At 66.5% G+C, this 17,411-nt stretch carries 20 protein-coding genes; 7 read left to right on the plus strand and 13 right to left on the minus strand.

Annotated features, from left to right (window positions below; genetic code table 11):
* Positions 1–189, minus strand: a 189-nt coding sequence (locus H5J30_RS01485) for an SAM-dependent methyltransferase (protein ID WP_220188425.1), incomplete at its 3' end; no start/stop codon positions are given.
* A gap of 161 nt (positions 190–350) precedes the next feature.
* Here H5J30_RS01485 and H5J30_RS01490 point away from each other — a divergent pair.
* Positions 351–680, plus strand: coding sequence for a hypothetical protein (locus H5J30_RS01490; RefSeq protein WP_181785307.1), 330 nt, complete (start codon positions 351–353; stop codon positions 678–680).
* A 6-nt stretch (positions 681–686) separates the two neighbouring features.
* On the opposite strand, the gene H5J30_RS01495 is transcribed toward H5J30_RS01490, so the two are convergent.
* Positions 687–1,196, minus strand: coding sequence for a hypothetical protein (locus H5J30_RS01495; RefSeq protein WP_181785308.1), 510 nt, complete (start codon positions 1,194–1,196; stop codon positions 687–689).
* Between the two features lie 422 nt (positions 1,197–1,618).
* Between H5J30_RS01495 and H5J30_RS01500 the strand changes: the two genes are divergently transcribed.
* The 4 genes from H5J30_RS01500 (at position 1,619) to H5J30_RS01515 (ending at position 6,546) form a co-directional block, all read left to right on the plus strand.
* Positions 1,619–2,542: a restriction endonuclease gene (locus H5J30_RS01500; RefSeq protein ID WP_258563008.1), complete on the plus strand. Its 924-nt coding sequence runs from the start codon at positions 1,619–1,621 to the stop codon at positions 2,540–2,542.
* 356 nt (positions 2,543–2,898) lie between these two features.
* Positions 2,899–3,639, plus strand: a complete 741-nt coding sequence (locus tag H5J30_RS01505; RefSeq protein WP_181785310.1) for a hypothetical protein — start codon at positions 2,899–2,901, stop codon at positions 3,637–3,639.
* A 424-nt stretch (positions 3,640–4,063) separates the two neighbouring features.
* Complete coding sequence (locus tag H5J30_RS01510) at positions 4,064–4,720, plus strand: hypothetical protein (RefSeq protein WP_181785311.1); 657 nt, start codon at positions 4,064–4,066, stop codon at positions 4,718–4,720.
* Positions 4,721–4,950: 230 nt separating this feature from the next.
* Positions 4,951–6,546 (plus strand): ISL3 family transposase, encoded by a 1,596-nt coding sequence (locus H5J30_RS01515; RefSeq protein WP_181785312.1) that lies wholly within the window; start codon positions 4,951–4,953, stop codon positions 6,544–6,546.
* 3 nt (positions 6,547–6,549) lie between these two features.
* Here H5J30_RS01515 and H5J30_RS01520 read toward each other — a convergent pair whose 3' ends face one another.
* The 10 genes from H5J30_RS01520 to H5J30_RS01565 form a co-directional block, all read right to left on the minus strand.
* Positions 6,550–7,110, minus strand: a complete 561-nt coding sequence (locus H5J30_RS01520) for a hypothetical protein (protein WP_181785313.1) — start codon at positions 7,108–7,110, stop codon at positions 6,550–6,552.
* A gap of 269 nt (positions 7,111–7,379) precedes the next feature.
* Complete coding sequence (locus H5J30_RS01525) at positions 7,380–7,559, minus strand: hypothetical protein (RefSeq protein WP_181785314.1); 180 nt, start codon at positions 7,557–7,559, stop codon at positions 7,380–7,382.
* Between the two features lie 76 nt (positions 7,560–7,635).
* Positions 7,636–8,607 carry a hypothetical protein gene (locus H5J30_RS01530; RefSeq protein ID WP_181785315.1) on the minus strand — a complete coding sequence of 324 codons (972 nt, stop codon included), beginning with the start codon at positions 8,605–8,607 and terminating at the stop codon, positions 7,636–7,638.
* Positions 8,604–9,269 carry a 2'-5' RNA ligase family protein gene (locus H5J30_RS01535; protein ID WP_181785316.1) on the minus strand — a complete coding sequence of 222 codons (666 nt, stop codon included), beginning with the start codon at positions 9,267–9,269 and terminating at the stop codon, positions 8,604–8,606. Before H5J30_RS01535 ends, H5J30_RS01530 begins: the two co-directional genes overlap by 4 nt.
* Positions 9,270–9,402: 133 nt before the next feature.
* On the minus strand, positions 9,403–10,026 hold the full coding sequence (locus H5J30_RS01540; protein ID WP_181785317.1) for a DUF5753 domain-containing protein: 624 nt from the start codon (positions 10,024–10,026) through the stop codon (positions 9,403–9,405).
* Between the two features lie 129 nt (positions 10,027–10,155).
* Positions 10,156–10,755, minus strand: a complete 600-nt coding sequence (locus tag H5J30_RS37335; protein ID WP_181785318.1) for a 2OG-Fe(II) oxygenase — start codon at positions 10,753–10,755, stop codon at positions 10,156–10,158.
* Positions 10,707–12,110 carry a cysteine--tRNA ligase gene (cysS, locus tag H5J30_RS01550; protein ID WP_220188426.1) on the minus strand — a complete coding sequence of 468 codons (1,404 nt, stop codon included), beginning with the start codon at positions 12,108–12,110 and terminating at the stop codon, positions 10,707–10,709. Before cysS ends, H5J30_RS37335 begins: the two co-directional genes overlap by 49 nt.
* 39 nt (positions 12,111–12,149) lie before the next feature.
* On the minus strand, positions 12,150–13,082 hold the full coding sequence (locus H5J30_RS01555; protein WP_181785319.1) for a hypothetical protein: 933 nt from the start codon (positions 13,080–13,082) through the stop codon (positions 12,150–12,152).
* Positions 13,083–13,101: 19 nt separating this feature from the next.
* Positions 13,102–14,235, minus strand: coding sequence for a sugar-transfer associated ATP-grasp domain-containing protein (locus H5J30_RS01560; RefSeq protein WP_181785320.1), 1,134 nt, complete (start codon positions 14,233–14,235; stop codon positions 13,102–13,104).
* Positions 14,232–15,260 carry a TauD/TfdA family dioxygenase gene (locus H5J30_RS01565; protein ID WP_309505390.1) on the minus strand — a complete coding sequence of 343 codons (1,029 nt, stop codon included), beginning with the start codon at positions 15,258–15,260 and terminating at the stop codon, positions 14,232–14,234. The genes H5J30_RS01560 and H5J30_RS01565 overlap by 4 nt, the downstream gene beginning before the upstream one ends.
* Between H5J30_RS01565 and H5J30_RS01570 the strand changes: the two genes are divergently transcribed.
* Positions 15,204–15,620, plus strand: a complete 417-nt coding sequence (locus H5J30_RS01570) for an NUDIX domain-containing protein (protein ID WP_181785322.1) — start codon at positions 15,204–15,206, stop codon at positions 15,618–15,620. The two genes, H5J30_RS01565 and H5J30_RS01570, sit on opposite strands and share 57 nt — an antisense overlap.
* A 6-nt stretch (positions 15,621–15,626) precedes the next feature.
* Positions 15,627–16,823, plus strand: coding sequence for a helix-turn-helix transcriptional regulator (locus H5J30_RS35865; protein ID WP_220188427.1), 1,197 nt, complete (start codon positions 15,627–15,629; stop codon positions 16,821–16,823).
* A gap of 113 nt (positions 16,824–16,936) precedes the next feature.
* Here the strand turns inward: H5J30_RS35865 and H5J30_RS01580 are convergent, their stop codons facing one another.
* A complete protein-coding gene (locus H5J30_RS01580) occupies positions 16,937–17,365 on the minus strand; it encodes an ATP-binding protein (protein ID WP_181785323.1) in 429 nt (142 codons plus the stop codon).
* Positions 17,366–17,411: the final 46 nt, after the last annotated feature.

Raw genomic sequence — 17,411 nt, forward strand, 5'->3', positions numbered from 1 at the left:
TACGCGGGATTGCCGGGCCACGTCGACGATGCCGGGGAAGACCTCCATGACCTGGGCGGCCATCTCCCGGTCGGCGGCGTAGTGATCCTTGCCTCCCACCCAGAAGTCCCACACACGGGCCTGGTGCGGGCGGGTCGGATCGATCGGCATGTCCAGCCGTTCGGCTGCTCTGGCTGAGTCCTCGGTCATAGCTGGTCCTCGAATGCGCGGTGGATGTCGACGGCGAACGTACATCAGCCCGACGCAGGTGCCCAACGCGCGGCGCGGGAGGTTTCCGTGCGATGGGCTGCTTTATGCTCCCCGGCCAACCTAGGGTTGGCGGAGGTCACCAGATTGGGGAATGGGAGATCATGGCCGAGATCAAGGGGCTGCTAGCGACGGACGTGGCGAAGACCATTATCGAGGTCATGCAGTGGGAGAAGACTGCCACTTCGCGGTGGTTCGGCCCGAGACAGGAGCGCATCGAGATTCCCGGTGACCAGCGGTGGATCGGTGTCACCAGCAGTCTGCTCTCCAAGTGGGTGAGCTTGCACGCCGGCCGGATTGACGGAGAAGAGTTCCTGTCGCCCGAGGTGCACTCGAAGCGCGTGGACGGCACCGACCAGGCGGCACTGGCCCTCGCTACACGGCAGGTGTGGGAGGAGTTGGACAGGCAGGACGCCGCGAAGAAGCGCCCCTGACAGTGATCAGTCGGCGAGGAGCATCGAGCCGAGGAAACGACTCAGGCGGCTGATCACGTTTATCGTGGCGATGGTCTGGCTCCACAGGCTGTTCGGGACGTGGGACAGGTCCCACGCCTCCCACTCGGCCCCGGGATCGTCGGCGGCCCATTGCGCTTCGAGGCGTTCGGTATCGGGGCGAAGCTGGTCGCACAGGTCGGCGACAGCGGCGAGGAGCATCGGCAGCGGGCCCGTCTGCGGGAGTGGTGCAGCGGCGGCGCGCAGCGCGCTGGCCACCTGCACGGCATGGGCGGCCTGCTGGAGCCAGGCCGGCCGGGCGAGTGGATCACCCACGTCGCGGGTGGGGACGGCTGGGTAGTCGAAGGCAGGCAGCTCGGGGCCGGTCAAGCCGGTCGCGCGGGCCGCGGCCCGCTCCGCGTCTGTGACGCTCCATTCGCCGTCCTGGTACAGGGCCTTGGCATCGCGCAGGCAGCGGACGACCAGGTCGTGCGCGTCCTCCCACGCTGCACCGTGCATCAAACCCGCCTGCCCCGACCGGTGCCGGGGGCCGTTCGGCGTTCCGTTTGCGTGCTGCTGTCCGGGAGGATCACACCGGAACCCTAGCGATCCACCTCGTGGGACGGCCGTACCGTTGACCAAGCCCGTGGGAGCGTCGACCGCGGGCGGCTCCGGCCACCCCGCCGGGTATCCACACTGACGGATCCTCCCCTCTCCGTTCCTCCCCGAGTGTCCTTTGTCATCCAACCGAGGCGTTTGACGGCGAATCCAGCCGCGAGCCAAAGCGGGGATAACTGCCCTCACTTGAATCGTTCGTCTTAGCTGGCCGACGATCGGCGATAAGGTCAAGGCAGGATGGCTCAGCGCCATGCATGCTTTGTCGGGACTCGCAGCCGAGGTCCGCAGACGAGTCTGAGGGGGGATGAGAGTCAGTGGCGGGGATGCAGCCTTGGAAGCGGTATCAATACGACGCTGCCCAGTTGCTGAGTGAACTGGGATTTGCCGTCCAGGTCGAGGACCAGATCGCCTCTTCCCGGGGAGTAACCCACGAGGTCGATGTGTCTGCCCGCCGCACTGTTGCTGGGGTGGAGGTTCTCTGGGTGGTGGAGTGCAAGCTCTGGCGTAGTCGGGTAGACAAGGAGAAAGTCGCCGCTCTCTCCGCCATCTGCGAAGACCTGGGTGCTGATCGCGGCCTATTGATGTCAGAGGCCGGTTTCCAGTCCGGTGCTCTCCAGATGGCATCTGGCCGGAATATCACCCTAACCAGCCTGGAAGATCTGCGCTCTACCGCCGCTCTTGACCTGCAGCTTGCCCGACAGCACCAAGCCGACCATCGGCTGCGGGCAGTAGAGATGGAATTGAGAGAGATGCGGGACACAACAATCGGTGAAAGCTTTGGCGAACTCCTAAAGGTCATCTACCTCTTGGGGCTGTCACAGGATGAGCACGCACAACGCGCCGAGGAGGCAGAGGCACGTCCTACCGTTCAAGATGTTCTAGCGGTGAAGGATCGCGTTAACCAGCAGCATCCAGACCTCGGACAGAAAGAAGATGCCGACAGGCGACGCGCAATAAGAACATTCGAGCGCGTGGAGCGGATGCTCCAGACGAGCGTTCCAAGCAAAGCCGACCAGGAAGAAGTTGGAGTTTTGGCCAAGGTGGCCGTTAAGTGCCGGACGAGCCTTGACGAAGGCGCTCTTGGGAAATGGCCCGTTCTGGCCGAAGACCAAGAGGGTACACTCCGAACCACCTGGTGTATGCGGCAGTTGCTCGATGTGCTTGAAATGTCAATTGTCGATTTGAGCCGAAGGGTCGATATCCAACGTCAGCAAGTAGAAAGAGAGCGGACAGATGCGGCGTCATAAGATCTCTTGCCAATCAAGCTAGTCGCTGCAGGTCAACGGACGGGGCGCGGCTGGCTTCACTGTCAGGGGACACCGAGCGCAGTAATGCGCGGTTCTGCCCCATTGGATTTGTTCACGAGTTGTGAAGCCAGTTCGTCATGATGTCCTTTCTCACTCAATCGAGTCGATTTCCGGCGAACCGGGTCGTTGGACCTGCGGGCGATCGAGGAGAGCCGAGTACACACCGGCTGATTGCCTGCATCCGGCAGGGATGCACCGCGCTGACCTGCCAGCACCCCCCATGACGAGGCAGGTTCCCGACAGCGGAGGATAAGCCGACAGGCCGGGGCGCCGGCCCGCGAAGGGTGGAGTGCGAGATGACCGGTCGGCGAGAAGTGACGGCCTTCCGGGCCGGAGCGAGGCGCGTCCTGGGGCTGCTGATGATCGCGGTGTCCGGGGCCCTGGCGGCGGGCTGCGTCCTCGCGTTCACCGACTGGCTGCCCGCCAACGTCGCGCGATACGAGGAGTACCGCGCAGCCGAACGCTGCCCGGCCAACGCGACGCCAGATGCGTGGCGGGAGGACTGCCTGCGGGAAATCGACCTCAACATCGTGGACACGGTGGTCCGCGGAGGCAAGGGCAGCGAGTACCGGGCGACCGTGGACAGCAAGCGGTTCCACGGCAAGCTGGACTTCGGCGACCCCGGACCGCTCCTGGACACGCTCCAGGAGGGCGACAAAGCCGTCGGCACCGTCTGGCGCGGCGACATCGTCGCACTCACCAAGGGCAGGATCCGGCAGAAGACCTCCGACGAGCCGCGCGACGAGCCCCAGATGATCGCCGCCGGAGGCGCGGGCCTTGGCCTGCTCGCGGTGCCCGGTCTCGTCCTGGGCGCGGCACGCCTCGTCGCGCCGCGCCGCCCCGGCCCCTTCACCTGGAGCAGGTCCGGCAAGAGGCTGTTCTTTACCAACCTGGCAGCCACCTTCGGCGTGGGGCTACCCGCAGTGTGGCTCGGCGTTCCCTGGCAGCTCGTGCCGCCGGCGATCGTGGCGGTCGTGCTGGGTGTGAGCTTCTTTCTCCGGGGCATCCGGAGATCGGCCGAGGCAGGCGCGAAATGAACGACCGGTGGACTACGGCCGACACACCCTCCCCCACCCCATGCCCACGCCTCACCTGGCTGCCCAACCCTCCGGCACTCATGCCAGGGGGCGTGGGACTGGCCCGGCACCCGGGCGCTTCATGCACGACGACCGACCAGATCACCCGAAACCACAAGCGAATCGGACCAGACCGCCTAAGACGTGGACCAGATCCTCGGAGACGGAACACGGCACTCAGCCATTCTCCCTGACCCCTGAGATCTGTCTCAACGAATCAAGTCCTCGCGTCTCACCCAATCCAGTCCACGCAGGTCACCGCAAGGGTGGAGGACTAACTTCGTTGAGACAGGACACATGACTTCGGGAGGCACGTGGTGACCGGTTCGGTGGTTGTTCACGAGAACGGGCAGCACCGAGAGTCGAGGCGCGGCACGCTGCGGGGGTGACCACTACATCGGACCGCTTGGACCTACCCGCACGTCGTCGCCGCCACGCGCGACTGATCGCCGCCCTGACCACGTTGGTCGGAGCCTGCGCCGAGGCGGCTGGCGCCGTGTACCGCCCCATCGCCGCCGCCTCGCCCGGTCAGGAAGCTGTCGAGGTGAATGTCGTGCCGTGTATCCAGGTCAGTCTCACCGCTGCCGATCTGCTGGACCGGGCCCGCGCCGAGGACGACGCCCGGTGGCCGGCCGTGGCGGCGTCGGAGCGGGCGCAGGCCCAGCGGACATACGCGGCACGATGCGCCGTCGCGCAGGCCCGGGAGTTCGTCGAGCAGCCCGACCCTCCCGGCCGTGTGCCGCTGCCGACGGTGGAGCAGGCCGCGGCGATGGATCTGGTGAGTGCTGCCACCGAGGTCGCCGCCTGCTGGCGGAGCGATCCAGAGGAGGCAGCCGCCTTGGTGCGCGAGCTGGCGGCCGGTGGCGAGCTCGCCGTGGACGAGATCCTCGACGAGGCGGCCGGCGCCGCGGCGATGACCGGTCTGCTGGCACTACAGGAGGCACGCACCTCCACGGACCCGAGTACGACGGCCGAGCTCTGCCTGGCCGCTGTTTCCCACATCACGCTCGCGGTCGCCCTGGCCTCAGCCGACTTGGACTGATCGAGAGATTGAGATCGGCGCTCCCCAGTGCTGTCCATTCTCGTGAACATTCAGCTCGGCCATCCAGTCCTACTGACTCCGAACTGACGACGAACTGCTGCTGGTTCTCGGGCTCTGGTCCACTTCATGTGATCGCGTACGCAGAGTGACTGTTGATCATCGTGCGATGACGGTTGAGGTCGCCCGAAAATCGCCCGGCTGCAACGCGGTGTGGTCGACAGTCCTTCGCCGTGAACGAAGTACTGCCGCAACTGGATGAGCTGCTGTTCTCCTCGCTCGACGATGTGTCCGTAGTATCGGTCGAGGTGGCTGATTCGGCGGTCCGAGTCAGGGCCCGTACCACCGCAAGGCAGGCGGCCTGCCCAGGATGTGGATGCTGGTCGAGCCGAATACACGGCTCCTATCTGCGGTTTCCTCATGATCTACCCGCGGCCGGCAAGTCCGTCATGGTGTCACTGCGAGTCCGCCGATTCATCTGCGCTGAGCAATCCTGCCTGCGCAGGACCTTCGTCGAGCAGGTGCCAGGTCTCACACGCCGGTTCAGCAGGCGGACCGAGCGGCTGCGATCGACGTTGGTATCCGTCGGCCTCGCGCTCGCGGGCCGGGCCGGCGCCCGGATGACGAAGGTCTTCGACGCGCCAGTCAGCCGCAACACCCTGCTCCGGCTGATCGCCTCGCTGCCGGATCCTCCCACCGCAACGCCCCGCGTGGTCGGCGTGGACGAATACGCCCAGCGCAAGGGCCGAATCTACGGAACCGTGCTCGTCGACGTCGAAACACGTCGCCCGATCGACCTCCTGCCGGACCGGGAGGCGGACACACTCGCGGCCTGGCTCGCCCAGCGGCCCGGCATCGAGATCGTCTGCCGCGACCGCGCTCCCTTCTTCGCCGACGGCGCCACCCGTGGAGCACCGCAGGCCCTCCAGGTCGCCGACCGCTGGCACATCTGGCACAACCTCAGTGAGGCCGCCGAGAAATGCGTCTACCGGCACCGTGACTGCCTCCGGCCGGCCCCGCCGACAGACGCCGAGGAACAGGCAGCAGCCGAGCCGCCCGAGCCGCGGCCCTGGCCAACAGGACACCGGTTCGCCGAACGCACCCGTGCCAAGCACGCCACCATCCATGCACTGCTGGCCGCGGGGCACAGCAAGCGATCCGTTGCCCGGCAACTCGGCATGACTCTCAACACCATCCTGCGCTACTCCCGCGCCGCCGACCCGGAGGAGATGTTCACCGGCCAGTGGCAAAGTCGCGTGACCAAACTCGACGCCTACAAGCCCTACCTCGACCAGCGCTGGCAGGAAGGATGCACCAACGCCTGGAAACTGTGGGAGGAGATCAAAGAACAGGGCTACCCCGACGGCTACGGCAACGTCCGCAACTACATCAGCCGGACCCTTCGCAGAAAGCCCCAGCCTGTCGGGCCCCGGCCGCCGTCGGCCCGCGCCGTCACCCGCTGGATCCTCACGCACCCCGACGCCCTGCCCGAGCGCGACCGACTCCAGCTCAAGGCCGTGCTGGCCAACTGCACCGAGCTGGCGACACTTGCCAAGCACGTGCGCTCCTTCGGCCGCATGGTCACCGAGTTACAAGGCGACCTGCTGCCGGAATGGATCGAATCGGCCCGAGCCACCTCTGAGCTTCCCAGCCTCAGCCGGTTTGCCCAGCACCTCGAACGCGACCTCGACGCCGTCATCGCCGGCCTCTCCCACCACTGGAACTCCGGTGTCGTCGAAGGCCATATCAACCGGATCAAGATGCTCAAGCGGCAGATGTTCGGCCGCGCAGGCTTCGACCTCCTACGGAAACGAGTCCTGCTGTCTTGATGTTTAGAACTCTTCGAGACCGAGGTTCACCCTTAGACTCTTGCGAAGAAGGGAGAGATGGCGACTCGCGTCGCGCAACTGGGTTTCAGGGTCAGCGTGGGCTGTCTCGGAATCATGAGTAGGGCGCTCGACACCTTTGAGGAGTTCATATAGCCCCATGAGAGAGGCGTTCGTGGCGTGCGCCTCGCTCATAACGGAGCCAGGCACGATCATCTGTGCTTCCGCGTAGATCCCCTGGTAGGCGACACGAGCCTCTTCCAGATCGGAAAGTTGGGTCTCGGAAGGACCCACTTGTTCATTCGCTCGGTGATAGATGAACATTACTGAATGAAACCGGCGCGCAAATTGATTGAGAGACACATAGCAGGCTCTCCGCGCTTCCTGGACGGATCGTTCTTCCTCCAGCCGCTCAGCCCGTCGATTCTCCCGTTCTGCATGCTCAAGTTCCATCGCCTTCGATTGTGCGGCGCTTCGCTGGGTGAACAACGCAGAAGCGAGCGTTCCTGCGACGCCTACAGTAGCGATCATAAACGGCCCTAAGTCTCCGTTCACGCGCACCTCCACATCTGCTTCCTCTGACCCCCTTGGCTACCACAAGATCGCTGGCGCTTGGTCGCGGGCGGTCGAACCTGCCACCGACTACCCGGAGTTGGCCATGACGGCGTCACGCTGCGTATTCGACCACAAGAAGTGAGCCAGAGCCGGTTCTCGCGTACAGAGCCACCTGCTGACTCGCGTGAAAGTGTCTAAGCAGTTCGCCTAAAGGTGTCCGGGTAAGAACTCCCGCTGACCTGCACTTATGTTGCCGTTGACGTCTACGAAGGATTGGACACTCAGCCGGTGTCGGCCCACGCTGACCGGATGTCCTGCAGCGACACCAGCTGCGGCTCCGTGTCCTGCTCGCCCGCCGGCGTGGAGATCACCAGTGCGAGGGACGTGAGGTCGCTGCTGTGGCCGCTGCCCGTCTTGACGTGTGCGGCCAGAGCCTTGCGTAGAGCAGGGATGGCCTCCATCGCCAGGGTGCCTCCGAGGGCAGGAGGTAGCCCAGCTCCAGGGCGTACCAGGCGTCATCCCGGGCCGGATCACCGTTTACCGCGCTGCCTCCGACGTGCTGTCGCGCTCGGACTTCTTACCGATGGGCCACCGCCACAAGCCCCTCGATCCGCCGGCGCCGATCCGGGCGGTCAGACGGGACAGCGGGCGGCGCCGATCCTCGTCAGGCGGCCAGTGGATCCGGTGGACGCTGTCGATGCACAGCTCGCCGTCGATCTGGAGGCGACCCTCGGAACGCGCGGCGGCCGGGTCGCGCCGCTGGAGCGCCAGCGCGCTGCGCACCTGCCTGGCCGTAGGGGTGTCCACGAAGCTGACGTGCCCGGCCGGGCACTCCAGCCAGACATCCTCCCCGTCAACGGCCACGACTCGTATCCGTCGAGCCTCTTCCGGGTCCGCGTCGAGTCCGCAGCGCTCGCAGCGAGGGCTGGACGGCCCGAAGAGGGAACTGAATTCTCCGATCAAGCTGACCTTGTCGGCTTCGATCCGCACGGGGCCCACGGGAGCCGGTGGATCGGGAAGCCGGGCGACGCGGCGGGCGGACAGGCGGTCAAGCACCGGCACCAGCCTGTCCATCGCCTTGTGCAGCTCCGGAGGACTCCACCTGAAATCGCCATACTCGTGGGCAATCGAATCCTCACCGGGGATGGCGGACAGCTCGCGGACCAGCCTGCGCAGACCCGTGGACCGCGCGCCCCGTTCATCGGAAGCCTGCTCGGCCTGGTCCCCGATCCTGCTGCGCAGCGCGGAGTGCTCGGCGTCGGTGCCTGCTTGGAGTGCGGCCCTGATCTCCGGCAGCGCGAGGTGCTGCGGTTCGGTGCCCTGCTCACCGGCCATCGTGAAGATCACCAGTGCGAGTGTCGCCAGATCGCTCTGCGAGCCGCCTGACTTCATGTGTTTGGCCAGGATCTTGCCGGCGTAGAGCAGGGAGGGCTTCCACCGCGGTGGTGCGCTCGACGGAAGGAGGTAGCCCAGCTCTAACGCATACGCGTGCCTGCTCAGGGGAATCATGCGCCTCCCAGTTTCACGCTGGCCAGCTCCCGCCACGTGATGTACCGACGGTCGTGTGACTGTGCCACCAGGGTAAGGGTGTCCAGCCTCAACGCGACCGGGTCGCCCGGCAAGTCCGACAGCACGACCTTCGCCTGGGCGCGGTTGAGCAGGGGTGCCTGGCTCGTTCCGTAGGCCAGAGATGCATGCGGGTAGGACAGCGCCGGGATCCGGGGGAACCGGTGGCCGGTGACTTCTTCGTGTACGGCGCAGGCCATCTCCCACACCCGCCGTGCCGGTTCGCCCGGGTGTCCGCCGCACTCCAGCGCTACCGTGCCGAACGCGGGCCGGGCCAGCGTCACTTCGACTGGCTGCATCGCTCGCGCCCGCTCGGCGACACCGGTCTTGATCGCCTCGACCTCTCCCTCGCGGTACGCGGCCATCGGCGCCCCATGCTGGACGGTGATGTGGATCCACTCCGGGGCGACCGGGGCCATGCCCGGCAGACTTGCCGCGGCCTGGTAGCCCTCGGTCAGAGCCTGGCTGACCGAGGGCTGAGGCAGCAGATGCCAGTGCAGATCCTCGCGGCCAGCGGGCCAGGCGTGCTCACGGCTCTCCACTGCGTCGAAGAAGTCTTTCACGATGTTCCCTTCCGTGCCGTCGGCACTCTTGGTGTTCCGCATGTTCGTTGCAGCGCGGCGGCGTGTGCGCGCCGTGCTCCCGACCGGGTCGCCGACCACCGGCGGCCCAGGGACGCCCTGGTCGATCTCCTGTGCGGACTCGGGCTCTCGTCCCGGTGCCGGTCGGTGCCGGCTCTTAGGTGGTGTGGACGGTGGTGGTGCGGCGCCAGTGGGTGCGGGCTTGCTCGATCAGTGCGCGGGCTGCGTTGCCGTGGACGGCCGCCTGGTTGAGCAGATCGAGTGCTTTGATGTGCAGGGCGATCTCGTCGGGGCTGGTGATGTCGAGGCCGGAGGAGACGAGTTCGACGTGAACGCGGGTGTTGTCGTGGAGGTTGAAGGCGTTGACCGGAAGGGTCGGCATCTGCGCTGTGCGGGGGAGGATGCCCAGTCGCAGGGTGGGCTGGTCGAAGTCGTCCAGGAGGCGGTCCATCTGGCCGGCCATCACCGCCGGGCCGCCGATGTTGGTGTAGAGGGCCTGCTCGCCGAGGAGGACGTCGAAGTGGCGTCCGGGCTCGTAGAGCACCTGCTGGCGTTCCATCCGGGCGGCGACGCCTGCCTCGACGTCGTCGGGGGTGCCGAGGAAGTCGACGACCTGGCGGAGGATGACGCTCGCGTACGCGTGGGTCTGGAGCGTTCCCCAGATCATGGTGGGGATCCACGAGCGGCTGTTCCGCACGGCGCGGTACTGGTCGATGATCTCTTCCTGTACCGGGGCGGTGCCCTCGCTCAGGCGCTGCTGCCAGGGGACGGGCTGGTCCATGGGGCCTCCTGTATCGAGTTCAGCCGGCCGATCTGATGCCGGCCGGGGCTTACGACGCGGTGTTGTCCGCGGCGCGGGGGTGCTGGCGGGGGCGGGTGCATTCCGGCGTCGTCGTCGCCGCTGTGTTCCTTAGCGGGGCGGGCTTCCGTCGGCCACGGCGACGCGGAGAATCACTGTCGTGCGCAGGCCGGCGGTGATGGGGCGGACACCGTGGACGTGGTCTCGGGTTGCGGGGAAGGCGACGACCGAGCCTCGGGGAGGGCGGAGATCAATGGGCGGTTCCTGGAAGAACAGCGCTCCGCCTTGGTACTCGTCGGGGCCGCTGAGCCAGGTCACCACGGTGATGTCACCGCCGACGACCGGCTGGCCGTTGGTGCGTGCGTGTTCGCGTTCGATGTCGGTGACCTCGTCGTGGTGGGCGACGAAGCCGACGCCCTCGCCGTATCGGTAGGCGACGCACTGCTGGGCGGGGATGCGCTGGACGCGGACGCCGAAGTGCTGTTCCATCACGGGTTCGACCTGGCTGAACAGCCGTTCCTCCAGGGGGCCGGGGATCTCGGTGTAGTCGCTCTTGCGCTGCGACTCATCGAGGACCCCCTGGTAGGTGCGGGGACTGTGCGCGGCGGTGCTGGCGTAGCGTATGAGGTCGGTGCACAGCTCGGCGTCGATGCCTGCCTTGGCTACGAGAGGGGCAGCTGTGCGCCAGTTTGTTGTTCCGGTGTCGGCCACCAGCGGGTTCCTTCCGGGGTGTCTTCGATGGTGATGCCCTGGGCTGCCAGGTCATCTCGGATGCGGTCGGCAGCGGTGAAGTCCTTGTTTTTGCGGTGGAGTTCACGCTGCTGGAGGGCGGCTTCGATGGCCGCGGACTCGTCCGTGCCTCGTTCGGTGCTGAGGTGGAAGGTGTCGAAGAGGTCGTTGATGTCGGCCAGGAGCTGGGCCGCGGCGGGCCCCGGTGCCGCGGTGGCTTTGTTGGTTGCGCGGATGTAGTCGAAGAGAGCGGCGAGCGCGCCGGGGGTGTCGAAGTCGTCGTCCAGGTGCGCGAAGAACGCGGTGCGCGCCTCCGTCGCCGTGCTGACGGTTTCCGCGGTGTCGGTGGTGGTGATGGTCCTGGCGAAGTTCTCGACCCGGCGCCGGGCGGCTTGGGCCTGCTGGAGCGCTTCGGTGTTGTAGTCGGTTGAAGAGCGGTAGTGCTGGCTCAAGAATGTGTACCGCAGGGTGCGGTAGTCGGTCTGAGCGAGGGCGTCGCGGATCGTGGTGAAGTTGCCGGAACTCTTCGACATCTTCGAGCCGGCGACCCGCAGCAGGCCGGTGTGCATCCAATGGAGGGCCAGCGGTGCTTTCCCGGAGGCGGATTCCATTTGAGCGATCTCTGCCTCGTGGTGGGGGAAGATGAGGTCTACCGCTCCACCGTGCAGGTCGTACTGCGGACCGAAGAGGGCGTTGGTGATGGCGGTGTCTTCGATGTGCCAGCCGGGCCGGCCCTCACCGAGAGCGCCGTTCCAGAACGGTTCACCAGGCTTCCGCGCCTTCCACAGCGCGAAGTCCCCGGGATTCCTCTTTCCCGAATGCTCGTCGATGCGCGAAAGGGAGTCCTCGGGCCGGATGTCGGTGCGGCCGGAGAGCTTTCCGTATGCGGCGAAGGACGCCAGGTCGAAGTACCAGCCGTCATCCAGTCGGTAGGCGTGCCCCCGCTCGATGAGCTGTTGGACTTGCTCGATGATCTGGTCGATGTGGTCGTGGGCACGGGCGTGGATGTCGACGCTGTTGTTTCCCAGCGCGACCATGTCCTCGCGGTAGCGGCGTTCGTATTTCTCGGCGAGTTCACGAGGGTCGGCGGAGAGTTCCTGGGCGCGGCGGATGATCTTGTCGTCGACGTCGGTAATGTTCTGTGCGTAGGTCACGCGGAATCCGCTGTGCCGCAGGTATCGGGCGACGAGGTCGAACTGCGTGTACGTCTTGGCGTGCCCTACGTGGCTGAGGTCGTAGACCGTGGGTCCGCAGACGAACATCTCCACGACGCCCGGGGTGCGCGTGGTGAAGGGTTCCTTGGTGTTGGTCAGCGTGTCATGGATCGTCAGCGGCACGGCTACGCCTCCTCGTTGGTTGGGGATGCCGCAGCCTATCTAGGCGTGCACCGGGCTGGGGTGGGGCACCAGGGAAGGCGCCGGGCTGTCCCGGTAGGTCGCCGCTCGCTCGCCGAGGAGCTGCTTGCTGAGCTGGTACGTCTTACGGACCGACTGCGTGTTCTGCTGATCCAGCACGATCCCGAGGGAAGCGCACAGTTGTTCCAGGTCGTCAATGCGGCGTCCGAGGTCAGCCATCGAGTGCGGATCGCACGTCAGAACCCGCAGTACGAGCTGCTCTTGCGCCTCTGTGATCATCCCCAATTCCCGGAGCTGGAAAAGCTTCCACTTGCGGTTGGGGACGAGCCTGCCGCAGGTGATGTATATCCAGTCGATGACTTCGTCGAGCGCCATGGACAAGACGACGTGGCCGGACGACGGCCCCACTCGGCGGGCTTGCTTGAGGGCGATTTCTCGTGAGTCCCAGGTGATGCGGTTCAGGAGATGAAGCCTCTCCTGCTGCTGGAGATGCTGCTGCTCCCGTGTCTTCAGCGCGATGAGGTCGCCGAATCGCCCTGCGCGATCCAGTAGCGGTTCTCCCTTGTTCGAATAGGCGTCGCATTTGTCGCTGTTCCACACGGTGCGGACATCCGCTTCGTACTGGTAGACGAGCTGGTGAACGTTTACTTCCATCCTTCCCCATGGAACGGGCAGATAGAAGCTGAACTCGGGCACCCAGGCCGGCAGCCGATCGGCGAGGAGGTCATAGGTCTGCTCGGGCTTCGGCCGCCACTCGTCCGAACGGAGTGGGACGTCGAGAACGACTGAGAGGTCGAAGTCGGAATCCTCCCCGAAGACTGTTACGTTCTCGCTTGTATCAGCGGACGACGACAGCACGTAGAGAGCTTGGACTTCGGGGTTTTTCCCGAGTTCCGCAATGAGGTTGCTGGCGCATCGCCGTGCCTGTGCTCGTAGTTCGGTGGTGGATGTCAAGGCGGACCGTGCTCCTTGGTCAGATGAGTGGACGGTTGCGCAGTTCTTTGAGACGGCTCACGAGAATCGGAGCGACCATCTGGTGGGTGCGCTGGATGTGTGCGAGCGAAGGCCCGCTGTTCCCCTCGATGACAGTAGGGCCCTGGGGGGTGAGTGCGATGTCCCAGCCGATAAGGGGGGTCTGCGGGAAGAGGTGGGCTGCCCGCTCCGCCAGCTCGGTGATGCCCTTGATGGCGGAGAATGTGTGGCCGGCGAAGCGCCTTCCCGTTACCGGGTGGCACTGGTGCTGGTGCATTCTCCGGTCGTAGCCGAAGCGGTCGAGTTCACCGGTGTCGATATCGACCCGGACTTGAAGCCCTCCGGCGCCGGAGTTGTCGGTGTGGCCGGTGCTGCCACCGAGCTTCAGCATGCAGTACAGCGTCTCCGCACCGCTCGCCCGCAGGCAGGTGATGACGCGGAAGGTGTTGAGTGCCGAGGGGTTGAGCGTGGCCGTTTCCTCATGCTGCGAGGCGTGCTCCTCGATCAGCCAGGATCCCCAGCGGCCGGCGTAGTCGCACAGCGAGAAATCCTCTCTGTCCGGCCGCGGCATGAGCAGCGTGACGCCGCTTCCGCCACTGGAGTACCGGGCAGGCTTGACCACCATCAGTGTGTGCGCCGGCAACGCCCCCATCGCCGCCTGCAGCGGCAACCGCACGCCGTCCGGCAAGAACGCGCTGCTGGCATCGCCACTGAGTAACAGCCGCGGCTGGGGAACACCTCCGGACGCGAGGACCCGCTTGCAGACGACCTTGTCGTCCAGGAGCACGGTGTCCCTGTTCACCTGCGGCAGCAGCCGCGCGAACAGCACCGTCTCCGGCAGAAACGTCCGGCACTCCGCCAAGTCCAGACCACACTGGTACAGCCCGTAACGGAAGTAGTGGAACGGAACACATCCCCAATGGCGCCCGAGCGCCAGCAACTCGCGCCCCATACGCCACGCGGACTTCCGGTCATCCCTTCCCTGCATCACCGGCAGGTGCTCCGCCAGCAACTGCCGCGCCTGGTAGCCGAACGACCCCGGCCACATCAGAGGGGGAAGGATCCTTGCCCGGAAGCGGTCCTCCATGCCCGCTTGGCGGATGTTGAGGTTGATCGCGCGCCCACGGGTGGTCATCGCCTACCCCCGGCCGTGAGTTCGGCAGCGATATCGTGCCGAGCTTCGAATCCGTCCGGTAAGGCGAAGGCCGGCTCACCGAGGGCACGCCAGCACTGCCGCGGTCCCGTGAAGGTGTAACGGCCGTGCAGCCAGCGGTGGTTGTCCAGAAGGTAGCCCTGGCCGGTGCCCAGCCTCAGCACGTGCCGGTGTATATCGAGGGCGGTCTTCCAGTGTTCGAGGTAGGGCTGGATGAGCGGGCTGAAGCGTACGAGGTCGTCCTGCCGCATCCGGATCCGCACGCGCCTGCTGCCGGTGACAGTGATCACCTGCCCCAGGTGCCCGTCGCCTGATCCGAAGAACGCCGTCCGGGGCCGCGCGATGGACGCCGCAGCATGGGCGTCGCACTCGCTGAGGTGCGCGTACGCCTCGCGGCCGTCGACCAGTACGCATTCGCCGCCGCTGATCGCCGGGCGGGCACAGGTCAGCAGCATCAGCCGGGGAGGACGCGGCATGCTGGAGCCTTCGGTGTGCACCGCCATTTCCCCGGAGCCGAATCCGGCGCAGCCAGCGCCGCCGGCCCGCCGGGGCGATGGACGAAGGGCCGTCAATCCGTCGGGATCGCTGTCACGGTGTGCCGTGATGGTCATGAGCCGGCGCGCCAGATCCAACACCGCGCCTCGGGTGGTCAATCCCCCGAGAGCGACCAATCCGCGTGCCCGAAGCTCTTCCGCGATGACCTCCTCGGCGCCGGTGGCGGTGTGGTCGACGAAGTGCCTTCCGAAGACCTCGGCCGAGTCAGGCAGAGGACCAGACATGTCGCTGTCCTTCCAAATGCGGTAGCTGAGGCTCAGCGTCGGCGCCGCCGGAGGCCGCGGTAAAGCGACAACCTGTCGACTCCGACAATCCGGGCACACACCCGCAGAGCTGACCGGGCGCGTGCTACGTTCCGGACATCTCCCCTTCGCCGTCGACCCCGAGGACCTGTGATGGCTCCCTCGCCGACCTGGCCGGTGTCTGTCAAAGCCGTGGTCGTAGATACCCATGGGCGTGTGCTGCTGCTGAAGAACGAGCGGGAGGAGTGGGAACTGCCCGGCGGCCGGTTGGATCCGCTCGACCCCACCCCCGAGGACGCGGTCGAGCGGGAGGTGAGGGAGGAGACCGAGTGGGAGGTCAAGGCGGGACCCCTGCTGGATGTGTGGATCTACCAGCCCTTGCCCGACACGCTGCCCGAGCGCCGGGTGGTCATCGTCACCTACGGCTGTCGGGTACTCACCCCCGAGTCGGTACCGGTAGCCAGCCACGAGCACAAAGACATCGGCCTGTTCACCGAAGAGGAGGTTGCGCGGTTGCACATGCCTGATGGGTACAAGCGCTCGATCGCCGACTGGTACACCCGCAGGTAACCGCCCATGGCCGGACAACGCGCCGAGCACCCTGACGGAGAAGCGGAGCTGACCGCATCGGCTGCGGTGCCCGCACACGTGCTGTGGCACTGGGCCACCCCGCAGGCCGAGCACGTACTCGCCCGCCGCGACCTCGCCGGGATCCTGCGCTTCCACAGGAAGATCACCGGGACGAACCAGACCGCTCTCGGGGAACTCCTCGGCTACGACAAGACCTATATCTCCGCTCTTGAGCTGGGCAAGCGCTCCGTCGACGACATTGCCTCCCGCCGCCGCATCGCCCAGTGCCTCGGCCTGCCGCCGCACGTGCTCGGCGTGACCGACTCCGCCGACGTCGACCATCGAGCCATGGTCCAGTTCGGCGAATCGACCGTCCGCCTGGCCGAGATCGCCCGCCAGGCCGGCCACGCCGCCGAAGCGGTCGCTGAACTGTGGCCGCTCGTAGCGCGCCTGGAAGCGCGGCTTGCCGAAGGGCATGGAGAGCGTGAGGTTCTGCGCCTGCTCGCCGGGGCGCGACTCGGCCTCGGGGTCGCCCTGGGCAACGTGCTGCCCGAGGAGCGGCTGAGCACAGCCGCCCGCTGGACGGCCAAGAGCCTGGTCATCGCCCGCCGATTCGACGACACCCGCTTCACCTGCCAGGTCATGCGGATGCACGGCAACGAACTGCGCAAGTCCCTGCTGAACGGCGCCGCCGTCGACCGTCTCCGCCGTGCCCTGGCCCTGGCACCCGATCACGCTGCCGAGGCAGCCGTCTTGCCGCTGCTGGCTCGGGCCGCCGGCGCCCTGGGGGACCACGAACTGTTCGACCAAACCCTCCAGCAAGCTGCCGTGTTGCTGGAGCAGACCGATCAGACCTCCTTGTTCAACCCCTTCGCTCTGCACGAGATTCGCCTGCGCGGCCTGCTTGCCACCGGACGCACTCGCACCGCCATCCAACTCGCCCAAGACGAACCGCCGCTGACCACCACGGCTGCACCCCAATGGCAGGTCATCGGGCTGATCACCAGCGCCCGCGTACACATGGCCGCCGGCGACCCGCGCGGCGCACGCGACCGCCTTGCCGCGGCCGTCTCCGAGGCCACCCGCCAGCGCCTGCCCCACCAGTTGCAGCGCATCCTGCGCACAAGCCGCGGCGCTCTCCCCGACATCCAGGACGCCGCGTCCACCGAACTCCACCGACTGCGCAGAGAAATGGCAGCCTGAACACCTACTGACCTTCTCGCGACTCCGGCCCACGTCACGCCCGCCGATCCTTGGGCCGCCCACCAAATACGGTGGCACCGGCTCGACGTCGTCTTCCCCGACCCGGGCGGTCATCACGGCCCCCCGGTGGGTACGCGGAAGCGGCACCACGTGGTCCTGCCGCCGTTGTTGACGCCCCAGTCCTGCGCGAGGGTCGCGATGAGGAACAGGCCCCTGCCCGAGTCCTCATCGTCGCCGGCGTGGTGCAGTTCGGCCGGAACGGGGTTGGCGTCGGTGACTTCGATCTGCAGATCGCCGGCGGCGTACCGGACGTGCAGGCTGACATCTCCCCTGCCGTGCACCACGGCGTTGGACACCAGCTCGGAGACGGCGACCACAACGTCGTCGGCCAAGGAACCGGTCAGATCCCATAAGGCCAGGTAGGCGGCGGTGATCTGGCGCAGACACCCGACGCGCGATCGGTCCGGTGCACATCCCACCTCGAAGGCGTACGAGCAAGGCGCGTCCGCAGTGACCGGCGCGGCGGCTGCGGCGAGGGTCATCGGAAGCCTCCCGAGTGGTCCATGCAGGTGCCCCTGCGGCATCGGG

The organism is Streptomyces phytophilus (assembly GCF_013870535.1).
GTDB lineage: Bacteria > Actinomycetota > Actinomycetes > Streptomycetales > Streptomycetaceae > Streptomyces > Streptomyces phytophilus.

Coding starts and splice junctions, on each gene's coding strand:
- H5J30_RS01490 (WP_181785307.1), top strand. CDS start 351: ATGGCCGAGATCAAGGGGCTGCTAGCGACGGACGTGGCGAAGACCATT.
- H5J30_RS01495 (WP_181785308.1), bottom strand. CDS start 1,196: ATGCACGGTGCAGCGTGGGAGGACGCGCACGACCTGGTCGTCCGCTGC.
- H5J30_RS01500 (WP_258563008.1), top strand. CDS start 1,619: ATGCAGCCTTGGAAGCGGTATCAATACGACGCTGCCCAGTTGCTGAGT.
- H5J30_RS01505 (WP_181785310.1), top strand. CDS start 2,899: ATGACCGGTCGGCGAGAAGTGACGGCCTTCCGGGCCGGAGCGAGGCGC.
- H5J30_RS01525 (WP_181785314.1), bottom strand. CDS start 7,559: ATGGAGGCCATCCCTGCTCTACGCAAGGCTCTGGCCGCACACGTCAAG.
- H5J30_RS01530 (WP_181785315.1), bottom strand. CDS start 8,607: ATGATTCCCCTGAGCAGGCACGCGTATGCGTTAGAGCTGGGCTACCTC.
- H5J30_RS01535 (WP_181785316.1), bottom strand. CDS start 9,269: ATGCGGAACACCAAGAGTGCCGACGGCACGGAAGGGAACATCGTGAAA.
- H5J30_RS01540 (WP_181785317.1), bottom strand. CDS start 10,026: ATGGACCAGCCCGTCCCCTGGCAGCAGCGCCTGAGCGAGGGCACCGCC.
- H5J30_RS01560 (WP_181785320.1), bottom strand. CDS start 14,235: ATGACCACCCGTGGGCGCGCGATCAACCTCAACATCCGCCAAGCGGGC.
- H5J30_RS01570 (WP_181785322.1), top strand. CDS start 15,204: ATGGCTCCCTCGCCGACCTGGCCGGTGTCTGTCAAAGCCGTGGTCGTA.
- H5J30_RS01565 (WP_309505390.1), bottom strand. CDS start 15,260: ATGGGTATCTACGACCACGGCTTTGACAGACACCGGCCAGGTCGGCGA.
- H5J30_RS35865 (WP_220188427.1), top strand. CDS start 15,627: ATGGCCGGACAACGCGCCGAGCACCCTGACGGAGAAGCGGAGCTGACC.
- H5J30_RS01580 (WP_181785323.1), bottom strand. CDS start 17,365: ATGACCCTCGCCGCAGCCGCCGCGCCGGTCACTGCGGACGCGCCTTGC.